Here is a 20,805-nt window from a genome sequence, read left to right as displayed (position 1 = left end):
TATTTTTTTGATGTTTTTCAGGGGGGTGGGAGAATGCTGCCCATGACCGCCCTTCATGCCCCCACTCCCAACACCCTGACCCTCATCCGCCCGGACGACTGGCACCTGCATGTGCGCGACGGCGAGCCGTTGCTCACCGTCGTGCCACACACCGCGGCGCAATTTGGCCGGGCGGTCATCATGCCCAACCTGCGCCCGCCCGTGACCACCGCCGCGCAGGCGCTGGCTTACAAAGAACGCATCCTGGCCGCAGTGCCCGCCGGCGTGGCCTTTGAGCCGTTGATGACGCTGTACCTGACCGACCAGCTGCCGCCCGACGAAATCGCCCGCGCCCAAGCCGCTGGCGTGGTCGCTGCCAAGCTGTACCCGGCAGGTGCCACCACCAACAGCGATGCCGGCGTGACCGACCTGCGCAACATTTACCCGACGCTGGAAGCGATGCAACGCGCCGGTATGCCACTGCTGGTGCACGGCGAAGTCACCGCGCCCGAGATTGACCTGTTCGACCGCGAAGCGGTATTCATCGACACCCAGCTGATCCCGCTGCGGCGCGACTTCCCCGAGCTGAAAATCGTCTTCGAGCACATCACCACGCAAGACGCGGCGCAGTACGTCGCCAGCGCCGACCGCTTTACCGCTGCCACGCTGACGGTGCACCACCTGCTGTACAACCGCAACGCCATCTTCACCGGCGGCATCCGTCCGCACTACTACTGCCTGCCAGTGCTCAAGCGCGAAACGCACCGTCTGGCGCTGGTGCAAGCGGCTATCAGCGGATCGCCGCAATTCTTTTTGGGCACCGACAGCGCGCCGCACCCCGCGCACCTGAAAGAGCACGCCAGCGGCTGTGCCGGTTGCTACACCGCCCATGCCGCCATCGAGATGTACGCCGAAGCCTTCGACAACGCCGGCGCGCTGGACAAGTTAGAAGGCTTTTCCAGCTTCTACGGCGCCGACTTTTACGGTCTGCCACGCAACCAAAGCACCATCACCCTGCGCCGCGAAAGCTGGACACCACCCGACAGCTTTGCCTTTGGCGAGGCTGAACTCAAACCCCTGCGCGCCGGTGAAGCACTGCCGTGGCGCTTGGTGAAATGAGCGCAGACAGCGCAGCACGAACCACCACGGCCAAAAATATGGCCGTGTTCATTGATGCGGACAACTTGAACGATCCGACCGCTTTGGACCATGTGTTGACGACTCTGCGCTCTAAAGCGGAGCGGGTGCTTTACAAGCGCGCCTATGGTCGGACAGAAAGCCTCAAAGGCATTGAAGCCGTGCTGTGGCGCCACGGCGTGCGCCCGGTGGCCAACATGATTGTCAACAAGGTCACTACCGACAGCGCCTTGGTGATTGATGCGGTCGAGGCGGTGTGCAGCAACCACATTGACGCAGTGGCCATTTGCTCGGGCGATGCGGATTTTGTGCCACTGGTCACGTGGATGAGGGAGCGGGGCTGTTACGTTTTTTGCTTTAGCCTGGCCAACAAAATTTTTGCCAATCCAGAGAGTTTTTACGATGACGTGGTGTTGTTGGAGGTGGTGGAGGATGAGTCCGCTGCGGCTGAAACTCCTTCGGCATCCTCTGTCCAGCCGCTCTATCCGGTCACTGGTCAACCCCACCTCGACATGGTGGAGCAGGTGTTGACAGCTTTTCCTGCGCTGCGCAGTGGTGAGCCACAGCAGCTTAGCCAAGTGGTGGCGGTGCTGCGGCAGTACGGCATTTTGAATAAAAGCATTAAAACGGCGGCTTGGTTCGAGAAGTGGGCTTTGGCGTTTCGCTTATTACCCCAGCCGGTGCCGAATCGAATCATCTATCAAAAACCATCGGCGGCGGCCCACCCGCTGCAGGAGCCGCACAGCGTGCCGGTGCAGAGAGGGGATCCAGAACCCGCGCGGCAGTGGCCGCCCATAGCGCCGCAGCACCCTTCTGCTGTGCCTGACGAGGTCGCGCGCATCTTGAAAGCCCTGCCGGATTTGCGTTATGAGCCACAGATGTTGAGTCAGGCCGTGCCGGTGCTGCGCCAGAAAACGATTTTGGGCAAACACGCCAAGTCCACGGAATTTTTTGCCCCTTATGCGGCGTATTTCACCCTCAGCCCGGCGCACCAGCCGATGCAGCTGCCGTACACCGCGCCTTGCCGTGATAACTGATCCGAATGCGCTGGCGCCGCTGCACCACATCAGCTGGCAAGCCCCGTGGCTACACGACCTGCGCGCCATCGGCGCCAGCGCACACCAGCGCGTGTTGGACGGCGCCAGCGTCGCCCAAGCCCTTGGCGCCCAGCCGCACACGCCCATCCGCTTCGTCCCCCAAGCGGACTTGCCCGCCGGCACCGCCTACGAGAGCTTCATCTTCGGCACTGGCGGCGTACCGACGCGCGACAATTTGCACGATTTTTTCAATGGCCTGATCTGGCAGCACTACCCGCAGACCAAGCGGCGTCTGAACCAATGGCAGGCGCAGGCGATTGCCGCGCAGGGTGTCGGCCCGGTGCGTGGGCCGCTGCGCGATGCGTTGACACTGCTGGATGAGAGCGGCGCCCTCTTGCAAGCGCCGGCGCCGCTGTGGCAGGCGCTGCGGGCGCGCGACTGGCAGCGGCTGTTTATTGACTTGCGACCGCTGTGGACGCAGGCCCGTTTGCAGGTGTTTGGCCATGCCGTGCTGGAAAAGCTGGTTTATCCACGAAAATCGGTCGTAGCCCATATCTACTGTGCGCCTACAGCTATGAAATCAGGAGTTGATGTGGACGCCTGGCTGCCCGGTGTGCTATCGCCCGAGCACTTGGCGACCAAACCCTTTACCCCATTGCCGCTGCTGGGTGTGCCGGGCTGGTGGCCTGCGAATGAGAATGTTTGCTTCTATGATGACGCTGCGGTGTTTCGCAGTGTTTGCCGCCCGCGTCTGCCTGGGCCGGCCAGCATTCCGACGGCTTGAAAGCCATCCCCCTTCCCCCATTTAGCAGCGACGGGTTTTGATTCCTTCGCTGAGGAAAATTTATGAAACGTATTGCCTTGTTTTTGTTGACCAACGTTGCCGTGGTAGTGGTGCTGGGCATCGTCGCCAGCCTGCTCGGCGTGAACCGCTTTCTGACGGCCAATGGCCTGAACCTGGGCGCGCTGCTGGGCTTTGCCTTCATCATGGGTTTTGGCGGCGCCATCATTTCGCTGCTGATCAGCAAGCCGGTGGCCAAGTGGAGTTCCGGCGTGCAAATCATCGAGCAGCCGCGCAACCAGGACGAGGCCTGGATTGTCGAGACAGTGCGCAAATTTGCCGACAAGGCCGGCATCGGAATGCCGGAAGTCGGCATTTTTGAGGGCGACCCGAATGCCTTTGCCACCGGCGCGTTCAAAAATTCGGCGCTGGTGGCCGTGTCCACTGGTCTGCTGCAAAGCATGACGCACGAAGAGATCGAGGCCGTCATCGGCCACGAGGTGGCGCACATTGCCAATGGCGACATGGTCACCATGACGCTGATCCAGGGCGTGATGAACACCTTTGTGGTGTTCCTGTCGCGCGTCATCGGTTACGCGGTCGATAGCTTCTTGCGCAAGGGCGACAACAACAGCAGCGGCCCCGGCATTGGGTACTACGTCAGCACCATCGTGCTGGATATTTTGTTGGGCTTTTTGGCGTCCATCATCGTCGCCTGGTTCTCGCGCCAGCGCGAGTTTCGTGCCGATGCCGGTGCCGCGCAGTTGATGGGCCGGCGCCAGCCGATGATCAACGCGCTGGCGCGCTTGGGCGGTGTGCACACCGCCGAGCTGCCCAAGAGCATGGCGGCGATGGGTATTGCCGGCGGGATGGGCCAGTTGTTCTCGACGCACCCACCGATTGAAGAGCGCATTGCTGCGCTGCAAAGAATGCAGAGCTGAACTGCAAATCGCTCCCTGTAGGTCGGGTTAGCGCGAATGGCACTTACTTAGCCCTGCGCTCATGTCCGTGCAGCGCTACGTCTCGGCGCGCCTCGTCCCGTGGCACCTTCAGCCACGGGTAGGGTTTGGGGCGGCGCTTTCGCATGCGTGGCTCGATGCGCCCGGGTCGATGGCCCACCTTGCATTGGGCGATCAACGCCAGCAACCGATGCTCCTCGCCCTGCACCGACAGGCCCCTTGCGCTCCACTGCGTCCACAGCTGCACCGTGTGCTTAAAGCTCAGGCTGCGCGGCTCTACACCTGCGTAGCTGGCCGCCTGCGCCATCAGCAGCCGAATCACGTTGTAGGCCAGCAGATGAACCCACAACTGCTTTTCGTTCATCTCTGGCGTCTGGCAGCGCAGCACGTCCATGGCGCAGGTGGTTTTGAGGCTGCGCAGGTCCAACTCAATGTTCCAGCGCCGTGCGTACAGCTGCGACAAATCCTCCTTGCTGCTCTGGCGGTGGTTCACCAGCGTGCTCACCAGCACCCGATGCGCCACCTTGACTTCGCGCAGCACGATCTCATGAGGAGCTTGTGCGTACTGCTCGGGCGTCATCCATGGGGGGCGCTTGGGCGGCTTGGGCCAGCGCACAACATGGTCGTGCGCGCCCAGCGATTGGCCGCACTCGAAGTTGGTGATGCGCGAGCCGTTTTGCTCCATCAGCACATCTACTCCTGCAGCCATCAGCGCAGCGATAAGAAAGTAGTTGCAGTACAAAGCGTCGGCCAGCACGATGTCGCCCGCAGAGAAGCGGGCCAGCAGGGGGCGCACCAAGCTCAACTCGCCACTGCCTTTGCCCCCAAGGGGGCCGATGGCCGCCTCCAGCACCGCGCCCGTGGCCAGGCACGTTACCAAGACCAGCCGCGCCATCGGGAAACCCACGCCAAGTGCCTGCGAGCTGGGCTGGGGATAGCGCGCCTGATTCTCCTTGGTGTCGGGCATGGACAGCCCGGTGCCCTCGACCAGTTTCACTGTGCGCGCGCGCCACAGCCATGGGGCCAGCGCCTTGTGGTGCAGGCACTGGCCTGCCCTGCGTGCCAAGGTGCTGATGGCCTCTAGCGGCAAGCGCTGACGCGCTCTGCAGTAGCCGCCGGTGCGCACGCTGCACGCGCTCAGCCCAGTAGCAGCGCGCTGCGCGGCCCAGCTGTTGACGGCCTCTTGGCACGAGCCATCGGCCTGCAGCACCTGGCGCATGAACATCGACAGCGCAACCGTGGGTGGGTACAGCCGCTGGCGGTGGTGTGGCCACAGCGCCTCGGTCGTGTCCAGAAACTGCGCGCTGCTCAGGACGTTAAAGAACTCCAGTGCAGAGGTCGATTTGGCGCGCCGTTCAATAGTGCGCTGGCGTTGTTGCAAAGCTCTATGGGCATTACGATGGGTGGTGGCTGGCATTTGGAGAGATGGTTTGGGTGTTTGGTACCAACCATCCTATCGATCCTGTGTCAGCCGCACCTCTTTGCAAGCGGGCCTTTACGGCGCTTTCTGGGAGCGCAGGGCTAAAGTAAGTGCCATTCGGGTTAGCGCAGCGTAACCCGACATTTTCAAAGCGGCCTGTCGGGTTACGCTGCGCTAACCCGACCTACAAAGAGTAGCGGGAGTTTTTACGCGCTGGTGGCCGGCGCCATAAAGCGCCCCATCAGCAGGCGAAACGGCAACAGCATCAGCACGCCAATCGCCAACTTCACGCCCAAGTCGCCCAGTGCCCACGTAATCCACGGGAAGTCGTTGACGCCGGCGAAGGCGATGCTCCAGAACACCGCCGTGTCCAAGCAGGCCGCCGCCACGGTCGCCACCAGCGGTGCGCGCCACCAGAGCCCTTGGCGCAGGCGGTGAAAGAGGCCGATGTCCAGCCACTGCGACAGCAAAAACGCCAGCCCTGACGCAATGGCGATGCGCGTCGGTGCCAGCACCAACGAGGCGGCGACCGCCACGGCAAAACCGACCCACGCCACATGCCGCGCCATGTCCGGCCCATAGCGGCGATTGGCCAGATCGCTGACCAAAAACGCCACCGGGTAGGTGAAAGCGCCCCAAGTCAGCCAGTCGTTGAGCGGGTATTGCACCAGGATGTTGGACGCCAGTACCACCAGCGCCATGGCCAGCGTGGCAGCGGCAAATTGGGCGCCGGTGGCACGGGGGAAAAGCATCATGCAGGGCTCTTTGGTGTGGTGGCTGTCAGTATTTGCCGCACTACGGCTTCGGCCATCTTGATGCCATCGACGCCCGCCGACAGAATGCCGCCGGCGTAGCCCGCGCCTTCCCCCGCTGGGTACAAACCGGCGGTGTTGAGGCTTTGCCCGTCGGCGCCGCGCGTGATTTGCAGCGGTGCCGAGGTGCGGGTTTCGATGCCGGTCAGCACCGCATCCGGCATATCGAAACCTTTGATTTTTTTACCAAACTGCGGCAAAGCTTCTTGCATCGCCTCAATGGCAAAGTGCGGCAGCGCACTGCGCAGATCGGTCGGTTTGACACCGGGCTGATACGAGGGCGCGACGCTGGCAAACACCGTCGATGCCTTGCCCGCCAGAAAATCGCCGACGCGCTGACCGGGGGCGTCGTAGTTGCTGCCGCCCAGCAGGTAGGCGCTCGATTCCAGCTGGCGCTGCATCACCAAGCCGGCCAGCGGGTGTATGTCTTGCCCAGCAGGCGGCGTGGTGTCAGCAAATTCGGTGCCCAGCGCAGTAACAAAGGCGGCACTGTCGGTGGGGAAGTCGCTCGGATCAATGCCGACCACCAAACCGGCGTTGGCGTTGCGCTCGTTGCGCGAATACTGGCTCATGCCGTTGGTGACGACCCGGCCCGGTTCGCTGGTCGCGGCCACCACCATGCCGCCGGGGCACATGCAAAAGCTGTACACGGTGCGGCCATTGGCGGCGTGGTGCACCAGTTTGTAATCCGCCGCGCCCAAGACAGGGTGGCCAGCATGGCGACCCCAGCGGGCGCGGTCGATGACGCTTTGCGGGTGCTCAATACGAAAGCCGATGGAAAACGGCTTGGCCTGCAGCCACACGCCGCGCTGGTACAGCACGCCAAAGGTGTCGCGCGCGCTGTGGCCCAGTGCCAGTACCACATGGTCGGCACGCAGCTCGCTGCTGGTGCCGCTGGCCCGGTCTTGTACTTGCAGACCGCGCACGCGGCGGCCCGTGGGGCCGTCTTCAATATGCAGGTCGGTGACGCGCTGGCCAAAGCGCACTTCGCCGCCCAAGGCAATGATTTGTGCGCGCAGACTTTCGACCACCTTGACCAGTTTGAACGTGCCGATGTGCGGGTGCGCAGCGTACAAAATATCGGCCGGAGCGCCGGCCTGCACAAACTCGTGCATCACCTTGCGGCCCAAGTGGCGTGGGTCTTTGATTTGGCTGTAGAGCTTGCCGTCCGAAAACGTGCCGGCGCCGCCTTCGCCAAACTGCACATTGCTCTCGGGGTCGAGCGCCCGTTTGCGCCAGAGGCCCCAGGTGTCTTGCGTGCGCTCGCGCACTGCCTTGCCGCGCTCAATGACGATGGGCCGATAGCCCTGCTGCGCCAGCACCAGCGCGGCAAAAATGCCACACGGGCCAAAGCCGATGACCACCGGGCGCACCGCTGCTGCTGCGGCCGCTGCACTGGCGTGCGGTGGTGGCTGGTAAGCCATATCCGGCGTCGGTTGGATGTGCGAGTTGCCGGCGTGCTGCGCCAGCAGGGCGGCTTCTTGCGTGGCGTCCGTCAGCGCCACATCGACGATATACACCGCCAACAGCGCCGCCTTGCGCGCGTCAAAGCTGCGCTTGAACACGTCCAGTTGGGTGATGGCGCTGTCGTCCTGCAGGCCCAACGCCTGCGCCGCCAACTGGCGCAGTGCCGCGATCGGGTGGGGTGCCGGGGCACGGTCGGCGTCGGTTTCGGCCGGGGCATCGGCGTTGCGCATGGCATTAACCGGCAGCGCCGTCAGGGGGAGTTTGAGTTCGGAGAGGCGAATCATGGTGCGGCCGGCCCGTAGTTATCGGGCGGGGCAGAGGCAAAGAAAAGAGCGCGAATTTTACTGGTTGGGGTTGGCTGGTGTGCGCAGGTACGGTGAATTCACTATTCAATAAATAGCTAATGCCGCACGTATCCACAGGGCTAGAAGCTGATTTGATGCCAAATCAACGCCGTTTTAAGCCGGCAAGAAGCCTTCGACCGACAGGTAACGCTCGCCGGTGTCGTAGTTAAAGCCCAGCACGCGGCTGCCGGTCGGTAGTTCAGGCAATTTCTGGGCGATGGCAGCCAGTGCAGCGCCGGACGAGATACCGACCAAAATGCCTTCTTCACGCGCGCTGCGGCGGGCGTATTCGCGGGCGGGTTCGGCGTCCACCAAGATGACGCCGTCGAGCAGGCTGACATCCAGGTTCTTCGGGATAAAGCCAGCGCCCAGGCCTTGCAGCGTGTGCGGCCCCGGCTGGCCGCCAGAAATCACCGGCGAAGCGCTGGGCTCAACGGCAAACACCTTGAGCTGTGGAAACTTGGCCTTGAGGATGCGCGCCACGCCGGTGATGTGGCCGCCGGTGCCGACGCCGGTGATCAGTGCGTCCAGTCCCTCGGGGAAATCAGCCAGGATTTCTTGCGCCGTGGTGCGCGCGTGCACCTCGATGTTGGCCGGGTTTTCAAACTGCTGCGGAATCCACGAGTTGGGCGTTTGCGTCTGCAATTCTTCAACGCGGGCAATGGCGCCCTTCATGCCTTTTTCTTTCGGTGTCAGATCAAACTGCGCGCCATAGGCCAGCATCAGGCGGCGCCGCTCAATGCTCATGCTGTCGGGCATCACCAAGATTAATTTGTAGCCCTTGACGGCAGCCACCATGGCCAGACCAATGCCGGTGTTGCCTGAAGTCGGCTCGATGATGGTGCCGCCAGGTTGCAGGGCGCCAGATTTTTCTGCGTCTTCAACCATGGCCAACGCAATACGGTCCTTGATGGAGCCGCCGGGGTTGCTGCGCTCAGATTTGATCCAGACATTGGCAGCGGGGCCAAAAATACGGTTGATGCGCACATGCGGGGTGTTGCCGATGGTTTGCAAAATGTTGTCGAATTTCATGGCGGCGTCTCCTGAAGGAAAAAAGAGAATATGCAGCACATTCTGGCCCACTTGTGTGAGCCTTCAGGCTATTTGCATATAGCCGGTTCTCGCAAGCACTTGTGCCGTCGTCAGACCAAAATTTCAAAGTGCCGATGCACCATGTCGGTCATCAGTTTGCGGGTGGCAGTTTCGTCCAGTCCTTGTAATGCCCTGTCCAGGGCCGGGGCCAGTTGGGCAAAGGTGTCCAGTACGGTAGGGTCGAAATGGCTGCCCCGGCCTTCGTGCAGGATGGCCATGACTTGCGCAAATGGCATCGGCCCTTTGTAGGGGCGGCGCGAGCTGAGGGCGTCGAACACATCGGCCACGGCAAAGATGCGCGCCGATAGCGGAATACCCTCGCCCGACAGGCCGCGCGGATAGCCGGAGCCATCCCATTTTTCGTGGTGGCTGCCGACGACGTCGCGGGCGCCATCCAACCAGCCGGCGCCGCTGACGATGTCCTCGCCCTGTGCCACATGGGTGCGCATGATGGCCATTTCTGCTTCGTCCAAGCGCCCCGGCTTGAGCAGGATGGCGTCTGGAATACCGATCTTGCCGGCGTCGTGCAAAAAGCTGCCGGCAATCAGCGACTGCATCGCGCTGCCTTCGAGCTTCAAGGCCTCGGCGGTGCGAGCGGCCAGCCACGCCACGCGGTAGTTGTGGGCGCCAGTGTCAGAGTCGCGCTTGGCAATCGCCCGCCCCAGCGCTTCCATCATGGCAATGTGCGATTCCAGTAACTGCTGGGCCTTGTGCTCATTCTCTTTTACCAGGTGCACCACCACCGGGTAGATGACGGCACCGCAGATCAGCGAGGCCAAGCACACCATCAGGCTGACGATGAAGGCATCGGACGAAATTTGTCGGTTCTGCCATGCGGGAATGATGCGCACCCCCTCAAAGTAGCCGCTGATGGGGTCGGCGGCGGTGGCGCGCAGTGGCACAAACACCCGCAAGGCCCATTGGCCATCGGGCAGGGTCAGGTTCTCGTAAAACGACTCGGTATATGTCGGCGTGCCGTGGCCGGGCAATTGCTTCTCCAGCACCTCGCCATCTTCGGTGACCGACTCGGCCAGTTTGCGGCCTTGGGTGTCGTAGATTTCTGCGATTTCAAACAGGCCGCCGGTCAGCAACTGCGCCGCTCTTTGGGCCTGCACCAGCGCCTCGGGGCCAGCGAGCTGCAGGCTGCCCTGCACCATGAGGACGCGGCGCGATTCTTCTTGGGCGAAGGCGACGACTTCTTGCTCGGCGTTCTCGCGCGAGACAAACCAAGCCAGGGGGCTGGCGCAGGCCGCCATCAGGAGCGTGACCGCAGCAATGCGGCCAGCGGTTTTACGTTGAAAAGTTTTCATCCGGGATACCTTTGGTAACCCGTAACTATGCACCCAGCCGGCGGAAGAAAAGCGAAACGCCCTCAGGCTTTACGCCTTGCACCCGGTCATCAAAAACAGCGGATAGGCGCGGCCATTGCGGTGTTGCATCTCCTGGAGGTGGCTGAAGGCGATATCGGTCACACCTGCTTGTTCGGCCAGGGCTTGCAAGGCTGCGGGTGCGAATCCGAAGTGCTGTACGCCCTTGGCCTCGTTGTCACCATGAAAACTGCCGTCCTCAGTCACCAAATCCACCAGGGCAATGCGCCCGCCGCGGTGCAACGCGTCGGCAAAGGCCTGCAGCAGTGCGGCGGTGTTGGCGACGTGGTGCATCGCCATGCAACTGACCACTACGTTATAGCGCTCGGGCAGGCCGGCAAAAATGTCTTGCTGGCGCGTGGTGATGTTGGCAAAGCCTTTCTCGTGGAGCACTTGCAGCATGGCGGCCGAGGTGTCCAGCGCCGTGACCTGGGCCACTTGGGGCGCGATGGCGGTGGACAGCAGGCCGGTGCCGGCGCCAAAGTCCAGCACATGGTCGTCAGCATGCAACGGCACCTGTGCCAGCAGACGCGCCGGCACGCTGGCCAGTTGCTGCGACATCGGGCGCTGGTCCCAGTCACGCGCCGAGACGTCGAAATGCGTGGCGGTGGTGGGTGTGGATGGAGTGGTCATGGTGTGACGGGGCAAGAGTGAAATAAACGGTGCGCGCGCGGCGGGCGCTTGCGTCGGTGATAATCGCCGCCGTGAAGCGCGCCAGACCGCCGCTGGTGCAAGCTGGGAAACCAGGCACTGGAGGAACGTCCGGACTGCACAGGACAGCGTAGCAGCTAACGGCTGCCCACCGTGAGGTGAGGATCAGAGCAACAGAGACGAGCCGATTAAGTTCGGGTGAAACGGGCAATCTCTACGCGCAGCAATACCAAGTAGGCCAACGTTGATGTGGTTCCGCAGAGTTGGCGGGTAGGTAGCATCGAGCCGTGGTGGCGACACCCGGCCCAGAGTAATGGCGGTCACGCTGCAGGCCTTCGCAAGAGGGCCGGCGGTGCACAGAATCCGGCTTATCGGCGCGCTTCACACTTTTATTTTTTGTCGCGGGCGCCAGTGCGCGCCGACGCTGTCTGCTCGGGCGCTGCAGGTGCGTTGGCTGCACCGCTGTCCAGCAGGTCGTTCTCTTTCTCGGGCAGTTGGCGTATCAGCGCCGGCACCAGGGCAAACACGCCCAGCGCCAGCAGGGTGCTAAGCACGGCCGTGGATTCGCGTCCCAGCCCGGCGGCCACGCCAATGGCGGCGGTCAGCCAGATGCCGGCGGCGGTGGTCAGGCCGCGCACCTTGTCCTCATGCTCGGCCTTGAGGATGGTGCCGGCGCCCAGAAAGCCGACGCCGGCGATCACGCCTTGCAGCACCCGGCTCAGTTCAGCGTCTTCCATGCCGCCCTGGCTGGCCAGTAGCACAAAAAGCGCCGCACCCATTGATACCAGCATGTGTGTGCGCACGCCCGCTGCTTTACCCTTTTGCTCGCGCTCCATGCCCAGCAGGCCGCCGAGCAGCGCTGCCAGCAGCAGCCGCAGCAAGACGCGGGTGAACTCTGCCGCATTGGGCAGATCGGAAAATTCCGCCGCCACCGCGCTGCTGACCTGGCTCCACAGGTCGGGCTGCATCAGAACTTTTCCCAGGCCTGCAGATAACGCCATTGCCCTTCAGGCACTTTGGCCAGCGGTACGCGGCCGATGCGGATGCGCTTGATGGCCATGACGCGCAGGCCGACGGCTTCGCACATCGCCGGGATCTGTCCGGGGCGAATGCCTTGCAACGCAAAGCGCAGTTTGGTTTCGCTCTGCCAGCTGACTTTGATCGGCGGCAGCGGGCGGCCGTTGAAGCTCAGGCCGTGGCACAGGCGCTTCAAGCCGTGGTCGATGATCTGGCCGGCCACTTCGACGATGCATTCCTGCTCCAGCGATTCGATGTCCTCGGCCAGTTTGCGCGCGATGCGCTTGTCTTGCGTAAACACCACTAGCCCGCTGGCCGGCGTCGGCAGCGGCGTGAAGCATTCCAGGTCTTTGAAGTGGCGCAGCAACACGCGGGTGTCGGCGGCGTCGCCAGCCATGTGCGAGGCGATATTCAACAGCGTTTGTGCGGGGCGCTCGCCCTGGCTGCGGCTGCCGTGCGCGGCGCTGGCGGCCTCCATGCCGAGGCCGGCCTCAAAGCCCGGCGGCTTGTGCAGCAGCAGGGTGACGGGCACCAGGTCGAACAGGCTGGCTTCTTTCTCGACCACGATGCTTTGTTTGGGCGAGACGCGCGCGCCCGGCACTTCGATGGTCTTGCCATCGACGGTGACCCAGCCGCCTTCGATGTATTGCTCTGCCGTGCTGCGCGAGCATTGCAGTTGTTCGGCCAGCCGTTTGGCCAGGCGAACGGTGGTGTGGGTGGTGTGGTGTGTATCAGTCATTACCGGGTTCCATTGCGCGGATGCGTTCAACGTGGGCCATCAGCGAGCGCTGTGCCACCGGCCACATGCGCGGGGGCACGTCGGCGTAGGCGTAGGCGACCCATTCTTCTAAAGTGCCGTCCGGCAGTGCCTGCATGGCAGCGATAACTTTGGCCTCGCGCGCCAGGCGGTGGGCGGTCAGTTGGGCGATGGCGCCGCGGGCGTTGCCCAGCACGTAGCCGTGCGCCGGCAGGATGAATGCGGCGTGGTACTGCACGCACAGCGCGTCCAGCGTGGCCAGTGAGTCCAAATACTCGGCCATGTTGCCGTCGGGCGGGCTGATGACGGTGGTGCTGCCGTTCAAGATGTGGTCGCCCGAGAACAGCAGGCCGTCCTCTTGCAGCAGCAGGCACAGGTGGTTAGCCGCGTGGCCGGGGGTGTGGATGACCTGCAAAGTATGGGTGATTTCGCCGTCTAGCCCTTTTCCTGTCAGCGCTAGTAGCTCATTATTTTGTAGTGCGCGGTCGGGCGTGAACAGGCTGTGTGCCTGCGCTGTCGGTGCGGATGGCAAACCTAGAATCAGCGGCGCGGCGTGGCCGGCTTGCACGCACAGGGCTTGCAAGGGCGCCGCGCCGGGTGAGTGATCGGGGTGCGAATGCGTGCAGACAATCATGCGGATGTCGCCGCCGGCGGCACGCCACAGGCGCTCCAGGTGCTCGGCATCTGCGGGGCCGGGGTCGATAGCGATGTAGCCGGTGGCGGGATCGCCGACCAAGTAGCTGTTGGTGCCGGGGCCGGTCATGACGCCGGGGTTGGGTGCGGTCAGTCGCTGTACGTTTTTCAGCAGCGCCACGGTGCGCTCGCTCTGCCAGTCCAGCGGATGGACGATTTGGCCGTCGGGGCAGACCAGGGCCAGTTCGCCAAATGGCTGCTCGTTTTCCATGTAGCGTGCTTCTTTGCCGGCCAGCAGGCCGGCACGTGGGCAGCTGGTCCACAGTGGGATTTCGCCGCTGCAGGCGGCGAGCACGGCGCCGGCGTTGGCGAACTTTGCCAGGCGCTCCAGCGTGCGGATGGTCGGGTAGATCATGAAAAACTGGCCGGTGGTGTGGCGTGCCAGCGCGTCAGCGGGGCGTACCCAGACCGGCTCAAACTGCTCTTTTTCATCGGCCACCGGCGTTTGCCCGGGCGGCATCTGGGCGACCAAAAACGGCACGTCAAAGCGCTTGGGCAGGTCGCGGTCGGCCGTCCAGTGCGCCAGCACAAATACGCCGTCGGCCGCCAACGTCAGGCCGCGTGCCTGGCATTGCGCGGCAAACGGCGCGTGGCGATCCAGGGCGGCGATGTCGTCCTCGTTGGCCACGCGGCCATCGGCATGGCGTGCCAGCAGCACGCCCAGCTCTTCATAGCTCTCGCGGATGGCGGCAATGGCCTGGGTCAGGTGCTCGTCGCTTTGTGCCGGGCGGCGCGCCGCAGCGGCGTGGGTAGCTGGGTCGGCATCGAGGGCGTCGATGCCGCCGCCCGGAAACACATAGGCGCCGGGGGCAAAGCTGGCTTTGCCTGAGCGCCGCGTCATCAGTACTTCCAGCGTGCCGTCGGCAGCGTCGCGCAGCAGCAGTACCGTGGCTGCGGCCAAAGTGGGCACCGGGTCGCGGTGGGGGTGGAGTTGTTGGTTGGGGCGGGGCATGGCTGCATTATCGGATGGCGCTGCATGGGGTTGGGCGCACGGCCAGCGACAGCCACAGCGACGGTGATAATCGCGTCCATGCAGATTCGCTTCACCAAAATGCAGGGCGCGGGCAACGATTTTGTCGTGCTGGACGAAACCCAGGCCCGTCTGGGCTTGACGCCTGCGCAATACCGCTTTCTCGCTGATCGCCACTTTGGCGTCGGCGCCGACCAGATCCTCACGGTGCGGCCTTCGCCCGGCGTGGGCATTGATTTTGAATACGTCATCCACAACGCCGATGGCGGCGAAGTCGGCCAGTGCGGCAACGGTGCGCGCTGCTTTGCCCGCTATGTGCGCGACCAAGGGCTGACGCACAAGGACACCATCCGTGTGCAGACGCTGTCCGGTGTGATCGCCCCGCAGCTGACGCCGGACGGCCGCGTGACAGTGGATATGGGCTGCCCGGTATGGGAGCCAGCGCGCGTGCCGTTTGATACCCAGGGTTTGCAGCCAGTGGTGCAGGGTTCAGTGCAAAAATGGCCTCTAACGCTGACAGGACAAGCGCTACAAGCTACTGTTTTAGTAGCGGTGGTGTCGATGGGCAATCCCCATGCCGTGCAGTGGGTGGACGATGTGGATACCGCACCGGTGCTGCAGCAAGGCCCCTTGATCGAACAGCATGTGCGCTTTGCGCAGCGCGTGAATGCCGGGTTCCTGCAAATCGTTGACCGCAGCCAAGTACGCTTGCGCGTTTTTGAGCGCGGCGCTGGCGAAACGCTGGCCTGTGGCACCGGCGCCTGCGCTGCCGTGGTGGCGGGCATCCGCGCCGGACTGCTGGACGCCAGCGTGCAGGTCGATACCCGGGGCGGGCGTTTGGGTATTGCCTGGACGGGCGAAGCGAATGCCCCGGTGTACCTGAGCGGCCCGGCGACCACGGTTTTTGAAGGCCAGATCGATATTCCTGAAACACCATGACCACTTCCCATATTTCCCCCATCACCGAAGACGACATTGCCCAGTTTCTGGTGCAGACGCCAGAGTTTTTTGAGCGCCACGCCGAGGTGCTGGCCAGCGTGCAGATCAACAGCCCGCACCGCACCCGTGCCGTCAGCCTGCAAGAGCGCCAAGCCGAGATGCTGCGCGACAAGATCAAGGCGCTGGAGCAGCGGGTCATGGACATGGTGCGCCACAGCCACGAAAACGCAGCCACTGCGCAGAAGATCCACACTTGGAGCTGCGCGTTGCAGCGTGTGCAAAATCCGGCCGATTTGCCCGAGATACTGGTGCACAGCATTGCCGCGCAGTTTGATGTGCCGCAGGTGGCGATTCGTCTGTGGGGTGTGGCACCGGGCTACGCGCATGAAGCCTTTGCGCAGGGGGCGAGCGACGACGTGCGTGCCTTGGCGACGTCGCTGACCATGCCGTTTTGTGGCCCGAACCTGGGCTTTGAGGCGGCTTCCTGGCTGCCCGAGGGCGGTGTGGCACACGCCGATGGCACCGGTGCGCAGTCGCTGGCGCTGCTGCCGCTGCGCGAGGGTCCGATGGACAGCGCCACCCCGGCCTTTGGGCTGCTGGTGCTGGCCTCGCACGACGTACACCGCTTTGACGCCACCATGGGCGTGGACTTTCTCTCGCACATGACGGAAATGGCCAGCGCGGCGCTGGCACGCTTGCGCTGAGCTGAGCTGAGCTGAGCTGAGCTGAGCTGAGCTGAGCTGGGCGCTGGCGCTGCGCCTTGATTGCGCCGCCCGGTGCCCCATATAACGGGCTTTGTTGTTGTGCCTGCCCTTTTGTGTCCGCCCTGTGTGGCGTGTTTTCGTATACCAAGGTGTTTTTCATGTCCCTCATCCCCGTCACCATCCTTACCGGCTTTCTGGGCTCGGGCAAGACCACGCTGCTCAAGCGCCTGCTGAGCGAGGCCCATGGCCAGAAGATCGCCGTGATTGAAAACGAGTTTGGCGAAGAAAACATCGACTCCGACATCCTGGTCACTGAATCAACAGAGCAGATCCTGCAGATGAGCAACGGCTGCATTTGCTGCACCATCCGCGAAGATCTGCGCGAGACGCTGCAGCTGCTGGCGGCGAAGAAGCGCAAGGGTTTGCTCGACTTTGAGCGCATAGTCATCGAAACCACCGGCCTGGCCGACCCCGGTCCGGTGGCGCAGACGTTTTTCATGGACGAAGAAATCGCCGAGACCTACCTGATCGACTCGATCATCACCCTGGTCGATGCCAAGCACGCACCGCAGCAACTCAACGACCGCCAGGAGGCACGCCGCCAAGTCGGCTTTGCCGACCAGATCTTTTTGTCCAAGACTGAGCTGGTCAGTGCCGAGGAGACCGATGCGCTGATCCACCGGCTCAAGCACATGAACCCGCGCGCGCCGATCAGGGCAGTGCATTTTGGTGATGTACCACTGGCCGAGGTGCTCGACTTGCGCGGTTTCAACCTGAACACCAAGCTCGATATTGACCCTGATTTCCTTAAGGAAGATGAGCAGGAAGAGGCGCATGCGCACCACGACCACGCACATGGCGAGGATTGCAGCCATCCCTCACACCAGCACAGCCACGGCCATGGGCACCACCACCATCACGACGATGATGTGAAAAGCTTTGTCTACCGCGCCCAGCGTCCGTTTGATCCAGCCAAGCTGGAAGACTTTCTCGGTGCCATCGTCAATATTTATGGGCCACGCATGTTGCGCTACAAAGGCGTGTTGAACATGGTCGGCACCGAGCGCAAGGTGATCTTTCAGGGCGTGCACCAGCTCATGGGCAGCGACCTGGGGCCAGCTTGGGCGGAAGGGGAACAGCGCACCAGCAAAATGGTGTTTATCGGCATCGACCTGCCGCGCGACATTCTGGAGCAAGGGCTGGAGCAATGCCTGGCATGAGTCAGGCGTCGGTGCGTTGGGGCAGTGGATTAGTTTGTGGGCATTACGCAACACTGCGGTGCCTGTCAGCAGGTGCCGATACAATCGCGCCCCGGTCAAGAGAGGGGTTTACCGCCCACCCGCCTGCCAGCACGCCCGGGGCGCCGCTGCAGGCTCGTACGTACTGTGAGGAGACAGGAATTGAAAGCTGAACCCAGCAAATCCAAGGTAACCACCAAGGTCACGGCGAGCGCTGCCAAAGCCGCCGCCGTCGCCGAGGTGCCCGTGACATCTGCTGTGCGAACGGCTTCCAAAGCCGCGCAGGCAGAGCCCGCTGCTGCCCAGGTAGAGTCCGCATCCGCCGCTTTGCAGACGCCTGTGCGCAGTACCCGGCCTTCATCGCGTCTGGCGCAATTGACGGTGCCTTCCATGGCACAGACAACGGCCTCCACGGGCGCCAAGGCCATCTACACCAACACCATGCCCTCGACCATGCAGGTGCCGATGCCGGCAGGCATGATCAAAAAAGACGCCAAGCTGGCCAACAACTGGAAAACCACCCCGGTTGAAGCGCTCAGTGACGCCGAGGTGTTGGCGATGCCAGACGATGAGTACATGAACGAGCAGCAAATGGCGTTCTTTCGCCACAAACTGGTGCTGTTGAAGAAGGAAATCCACGACAGCGCCGGTAAAACGACCGAGAGCCTGCGTGAAGACACCGTGGTGGTGCCCGATCCTGCCGACCGTGCCACGATTGAAGAAGAGCACGCGCTGGAGCTGCGCACGCGCGACCGCGAACGCAAACTGCTGAAAAAAATCGAGCAATCGATTGGTCGCATCGATGCGGGTGATTACGGCTATTGCGACGAAACCGGCGAGCCCATTGGTGTCGGCCGTCTGCTCGCTCGCCCGACAGCCACCTTGTCGTTGGAAGCGCAGCAACGGCGTGAGCTGAAGCAAAAAATGTTTGGCGACTAAGGCAGCAGAGGCCATGTGATGCCCGCGCTCTTGACTTCTTCGTACCGCATGGGTGCTGTATGAGCAAAGAAGACAGCTCTTCCGGTGGACTGTTGTCGAAGGTAGTGCGTTTTGTACGCAACCCAACTGTCAACTGGAACGATCTGGACTCGATCCAAGCCGACCGGGAGAGCCAATACAGCAAGCAGGTGCTCAAGGAAATGATCGAGCGCAAGCGGCGCAACGACTTTGTACGCCGCCGTGAGTTTGACCAGCTGCGCAAATTGCGCCAGCGCGGGCCACTGACCAGTCAGCGCACCGAAGAGCCGGGCGTGCGTCCGTCGTTTTTTCAGAGCAGCCTGACGTCGCCGCTGGAGCGTGCCGTCACCATCAAGAAGATCGACGAAATTGAAGCGCAGATGTCGATGCAGTGGTGGAAAAGCAAGCCACAAGGCGATGCCAGCGCACGCGGTACTGCAGCGCCGCAGCGGCCCGAGGCTGTCGTAGAAACCAATTTTGCCGCCACGGCGCTGCTGTCCCTGCCGATGGAGCTGTTGGCGCCTGCCCCACCGTTGTTTGCCGATGACAGTTCGTTCGTTAATCGAGTGGATGTTCTACCCGACCTGTCGTTGGCGCTGCCCGGTGGCAGGCCATCTGATCTCAACCGACTGGGCGCAGTGCCTGTCCCTGTTGCCGAAATGGAGGAGTTCGTGCACGAACCCGACTTGGAAGAAGCTGCCATCCGGTTCGCCAATGGCGACTATGCAGGCGCTGAAGCCGGCCTGCTGGGCGTACTGGCGCAACATGTCCAGAGCCCGCCTGAGCAGCAGTTCGACATCTGGATGACGCTCTTTGATCTGTACCGTGCCACCGGCCAGCAAGAGCGTTTTGACACCCTGGCGCTGGATTTTGCGGCGCGTTTCAGCCGCTCGGCACCGCTGTGGTTCTCCATTCCGGAGCAGTTGGGTCTGGCCAGCGCCGCGCCCTCCGAGCCGATGCAGGCCCCTGCGCGGCGTGACTTCAGTTGGAATGCGCCTGCCGCCCTGACAGCGCAATCGGTGGCCAGCTTGCACGCTTCGCTGGAACGGGCCGCCTCGCCCTGGGTGCTGGTGTGGTCGCGTTTGCGCACCCTGGAAGACGCCGCGCTGGTGGCGCTGGAAAAAGAATTCACCCGGTGGGCTGAGCAAAAGGTGCAGATCGTGTTCTCTGGCGCCGAGGTGCTGCATGCCCTGCTGGAAGCGCACACCCAGTCGGGGGATCGTTCCGGCAATGCCGTCTGGTGGGGCTTGCGTATGGCGGCGCTGCGCTTCATGAATCGCTCCGACGAGTTCGAACTGGTGGCGCTGGATTACTGCGTGACCTACGAAGTCTCGCCGCCTTCCTGGGTCGCGCCGCGCTGCACGTATTCCGATGACCCCAAGGAGGGTGCTGCGGCGTCCCCGTCCGCCCCGGTGCAAGAACTGCTGGCCAAACCCAACTGGAGCGCTGCCACTGAACTGGCGCCACTGTCCCTGCTGAGTGACATGGCGCAGACGCTGCCCACGCTCAGTGGCCATATTGAAAACGATGCCACAGCGGCACTCGATGCGCTGGCCGGCGGCGCGCCTGCTGGCGAGCCCTTGGTCATTGATTGCGGACGTCTGATCCGGATGGATTTCTCTGCAGCTGGTTCGGTGCTCAACTGGGCTGCCGAACAACAAGGCAAAGGGCGCGACGTGCGCTTTCAGGATCTGCACCGCCTGGTCGCAGTGTTCTTCAATGTCATTGGCATCAGTGAACACGCCTGGGTGGTGCCGCGTAAAAATTGAAACCCTTGCCGCAGCGCCTTGGCTTGCCACGGGCGTCGGCATTCTCACTCTCACCTATGGCCGCTATGGAACAATTTCACGGAACAACCATCATCAGCGTGCGCCGCCAGACGCCTAACGGCGTGCAGGTGGCCATTGGCGGTGACGGCCAGGTCACGCTGGGCAATGTGGTCATCAAGGGCACGGCGCGCAAAGTGCGCCGCCTGTACCACGGCAAGGTGCTGGCCGGTTTTGCCGGCGCCACCGCCGATGCCTTCACGCTGTTCGAGCGCTTTGAAGCCAAGCTGGAAAAGCACCAGGGTCAACTGGTGCGTGCTGCCATTGAGCTGACCAAGGAATGGCGTACCGACCGGGTGTTGCGCCGTTTGGAGGCCATGCTGGCCGTGGCCGATCTGGAAGCCTCACTGATCATCACCGGCAACGGCGATGTGCTCGAGCCCGAGCAGGGCATCGTCGCCATTGGCTCCGGGGGGACCTATGCGCAGGCTGCGGCCAAGGCGCTGCTGGAAAACACCGATCTGTCGGCGCAAGAGATTGTCAAAAAGTCGTTAGAAATTGCCGGCGATTTGTGCATTTACACCAACATGCACCACACCATCGAGACCTTGTAACGCTGCCGGCGCGCGCACTGCAGCGGTTGTAGCGGCTGCGACGGCACCAAGTTTTCTGGAATACTATTTATTTAATAGCTGTCACCGCTTGCTGCATAAGCGTT

Annotated in this window: 19 protein-coding genes and 1 other RNA gene; 11 read left to right on the top strand and 9 right to left on the bottom strand. The window is 62.8% G+C overall.

The window, feature by feature from the left end:
• Positions 1 to 42: 42 nt before the first annotated feature.
• The 4 genes from pyrC (at position 43) to htpX (ending at position 3,875) form a co-directional block, all read left to right on the top strand.
• Positions 43 to 1,098, top strand: coding sequence for a dihydroorotase (gene pyrC / locus Q390_RS0100600; RefSeq protein ID WP_027994319.1), 1,056 nt, complete (start codon positions 43 to 45; stop codon positions 1,096 to 1,098).
• Positions 1,095 to 2,153 carry an NYN domain-containing protein gene (locus tag Q390_RS17120; RefSeq protein WP_084153697.1) on the top strand — a complete coding sequence of 353 codons (1,059 nt, stop codon included), beginning with the start codon at positions 1,095 to 1,097 and terminating at the stop codon, positions 2,151 to 2,153. Before pyrC ends, Q390_RS17120 begins: the two co-directional genes overlap by 4 nt.
• Complete coding sequence (locus tag Q390_RS0100590) at positions 2,146 to 2,937, top strand: DUF3025 domain-containing protein (protein WP_037471960.1); 792 nt, start codon at positions 2,146 to 2,148, stop codon at positions 2,935 to 2,937. Before Q390_RS17120 ends, Q390_RS0100590 begins: the two co-directional genes overlap by 8 nt.
• 62 nt (positions 2,938 to 2,999) lie before the next feature.
• The gene (htpX, locus tag Q390_RS0100585) at positions 3,000 to 3,875 is read left to right on the top strand and encodes a protease HtpX (protein WP_027994317.1); all 876 of its coding nucleotides are present in this window, start codon (positions 3,000 to 3,002) and stop codon (positions 3,873 to 3,875) included.
• A gap of 43 nt (positions 3,876 to 3,918) precedes the next feature.
• Here htpX and Q390_RS0100580 read toward each other — a convergent pair whose 3' ends face one another.
• From Q390_RS0100580 to Q390_RS17115, 6 genes are all read right to left on the bottom strand, one after another.
• Complete coding sequence (locus Q390_RS0100580; RefSeq protein WP_037471901.1) at positions 3,919 to 5,310, bottom strand: IS4 family transposase; 1,392 nt, start codon at positions 5,308 to 5,310, stop codon at positions 3,919 to 3,921.
• Between the two features lie 209 nt (positions 5,311 to 5,519).
• A complete protein-coding gene (locus Q390_RS0100575) occupies positions 5,520 to 6,068 on the bottom strand; it encodes a VUT family protein (RefSeq protein WP_027994315.1) in 549 nt (182 codons plus the stop codon).
• Positions 6,065 to 7,876 carry an NAD(P)/FAD-dependent oxidoreductase gene (locus tag Q390_RS0100570; protein ID WP_027994314.1) on the bottom strand — a complete coding sequence of 604 codons (1,812 nt, stop codon included), beginning with the start codon at positions 7,874 to 7,876 and terminating at the stop codon, positions 6,065 to 6,067. The genes Q390_RS0100575 and Q390_RS0100570 overlap by 4 nt, the downstream gene beginning before the upstream one ends.
• Before the next feature lie 174 nt (positions 7,877 to 8,050).
• Positions 8,051 to 8,968: a cysteine synthase A gene (cysK, locus tag Q390_RS0100565; RefSeq protein ID WP_027994313.1), complete on the bottom strand. Its 918-nt coding sequence runs from the start codon at positions 8,966 to 8,968 to the stop codon at positions 8,051 to 8,053.
• Between the two features lie 110 nt (positions 8,969 to 9,078).
• The gene (locus Q390_RS0100560; protein WP_027994312.1) at positions 9,079 to 10,338 is read right to left on the bottom strand and encodes an HD-GYP domain-containing protein; all 1,260 of its coding nucleotides are present in this window, start codon (positions 10,336 to 10,338) and stop codon (positions 9,079 to 9,081) included.
• 69 nt (positions 10,339 to 10,407) lie between these two features.
• Complete coding sequence (locus Q390_RS17115) at positions 10,408 to 11,028, bottom strand: class I SAM-dependent DNA methyltransferase (RefSeq protein ID WP_051602956.1); 621 nt, start codon at positions 11,026 to 11,028, stop codon at positions 10,408 to 10,410.
• Positions 11,029 to 11,101: 73 nt separating this feature from the next.
• Here Q390_RS17115 and rnpB point away from each other — a divergent pair.
• Positions 11,102 to 11,433: RNase P RNA component class A (gene rnpB / locus Q390_RS18965), an RNA gene on the top strand.
• Between the two features lie 2 nt (positions 11,434 to 11,435).
• Here rnpB and Q390_RS17110 read toward each other — a convergent pair.
• Genes Q390_RS17110 through Q390_RS0100540 form a run of 3 tightly spaced genes read right to left on the bottom strand, consistent with a single transcriptional unit; the run spans position 11,436 to position 14,465 of the window.
• Positions 11,436 to 12,014 (bottom strand): MgtC/SapB family protein, encoded by a 579-nt coding sequence (locus Q390_RS17110; RefSeq protein WP_211250398.1) that lies wholly within the window; start codon positions 12,012 to 12,014, stop codon positions 11,436 to 11,438.
• The gene (locus tag Q390_RS0100545; protein WP_027994311.1) at positions 12,014 to 12,802 is read right to left on the bottom strand and encodes an RNA pseudouridine synthase; all 789 of its coding nucleotides are present in this window, start codon (positions 12,800 to 12,802) and stop codon (positions 12,014 to 12,016) included. Before Q390_RS0100545 ends, Q390_RS17110 begins: the two co-directional genes overlap by 1 nt.
• Positions 12,795 to 14,465 (bottom strand): MBL fold metallo-hydrolase, encoded by a 1,671-nt coding sequence (locus Q390_RS0100540; RefSeq protein ID WP_027994310.1) that lies wholly within the window; start codon positions 14,463 to 14,465, stop codon positions 12,795 to 12,797. The genes Q390_RS0100545 and Q390_RS0100540 overlap by 8 nt, the downstream gene beginning before the upstream one ends.
• A gap of 78 nt (positions 14,466 to 14,543) precedes the next feature.
• On the opposite strand from Q390_RS0100540, the gene dapF reads away from it, so the two are divergent.
• From dapF to hslV, 6 genes are all read left to right on the top strand, one after another.
• Positions 14,544 to 15,422, top strand: a complete 879-nt coding sequence (dapF, locus tag Q390_RS0100535; protein ID WP_027994309.1) for a diaminopimelate epimerase — start codon at positions 14,544 to 14,546, stop codon at positions 15,420 to 15,422.
• Positions 15,419 to 16,126, top strand: a complete 708-nt coding sequence (locus Q390_RS0100530; RefSeq protein WP_027994308.1) for a DUF484 family protein — start codon at positions 15,419 to 15,421, stop codon at positions 16,124 to 16,126. Before dapF ends, Q390_RS0100530 begins: the two co-directional genes overlap by 4 nt.
• Positions 16,127 to 16,284: 158 nt before the next feature.
• Positions 16,285 to 17,346 carry a CobW family GTP-binding protein gene (locus Q390_RS0100525; protein ID WP_027994307.1) on the top strand — a complete coding sequence of 354 codons (1,062 nt, stop codon included), beginning with the start codon at positions 16,285 to 16,287 and terminating at the stop codon, positions 17,344 to 17,346.
• 180 nt (positions 17,347 to 17,526) lie between these two features.
• Positions 17,527 to 18,303, top strand: a complete 777-nt coding sequence (gene dksA / locus Q390_RS17105) for an RNA polymerase-binding protein DksA (RefSeq protein WP_027994306.1) — start codon at positions 17,527 to 17,529, stop codon at positions 18,301 to 18,303.
• 59 nt (positions 18,304 to 18,362) lie between these two features.
• The gene (locus Q390_RS0100515) at positions 18,363 to 20,090 is read left to right on the top strand and encodes an STAS domain-containing protein (protein WP_027994305.1); all 1,728 of its coding nucleotides are present in this window, start codon (positions 18,363 to 18,365) and stop codon (positions 20,088 to 20,090) included.
• A gap of 65 nt (positions 20,091 to 20,155) precedes the next feature.
• The gene (gene hslV / locus Q390_RS0100510) at positions 20,156 to 20,701 is read left to right on the top strand and encodes an ATP-dependent protease subunit HslV (protein WP_027994304.1); all 546 of its coding nucleotides are present in this window, start codon (positions 20,156 to 20,158) and stop codon (positions 20,699 to 20,701) included.
• The last annotated feature ends 104 nt before the right edge of the window (positions 20,702 to 20,805 follow it).

Source organism: Simplicispira psychrophila DSM 11588 (assembly GCF_000688255.1).
GTDB classification, from domain to species: domain Bacteria; phylum Pseudomonadota; class Gammaproteobacteria; order Burkholderiales; family Burkholderiaceae_C; genus Simplicispira; species Simplicispira psychrophila.
The sequence above is the reverse complement of the archived record's forward strand: the minus strand, read 5'-3'. Positions and strand labels throughout refer to the sequence as shown.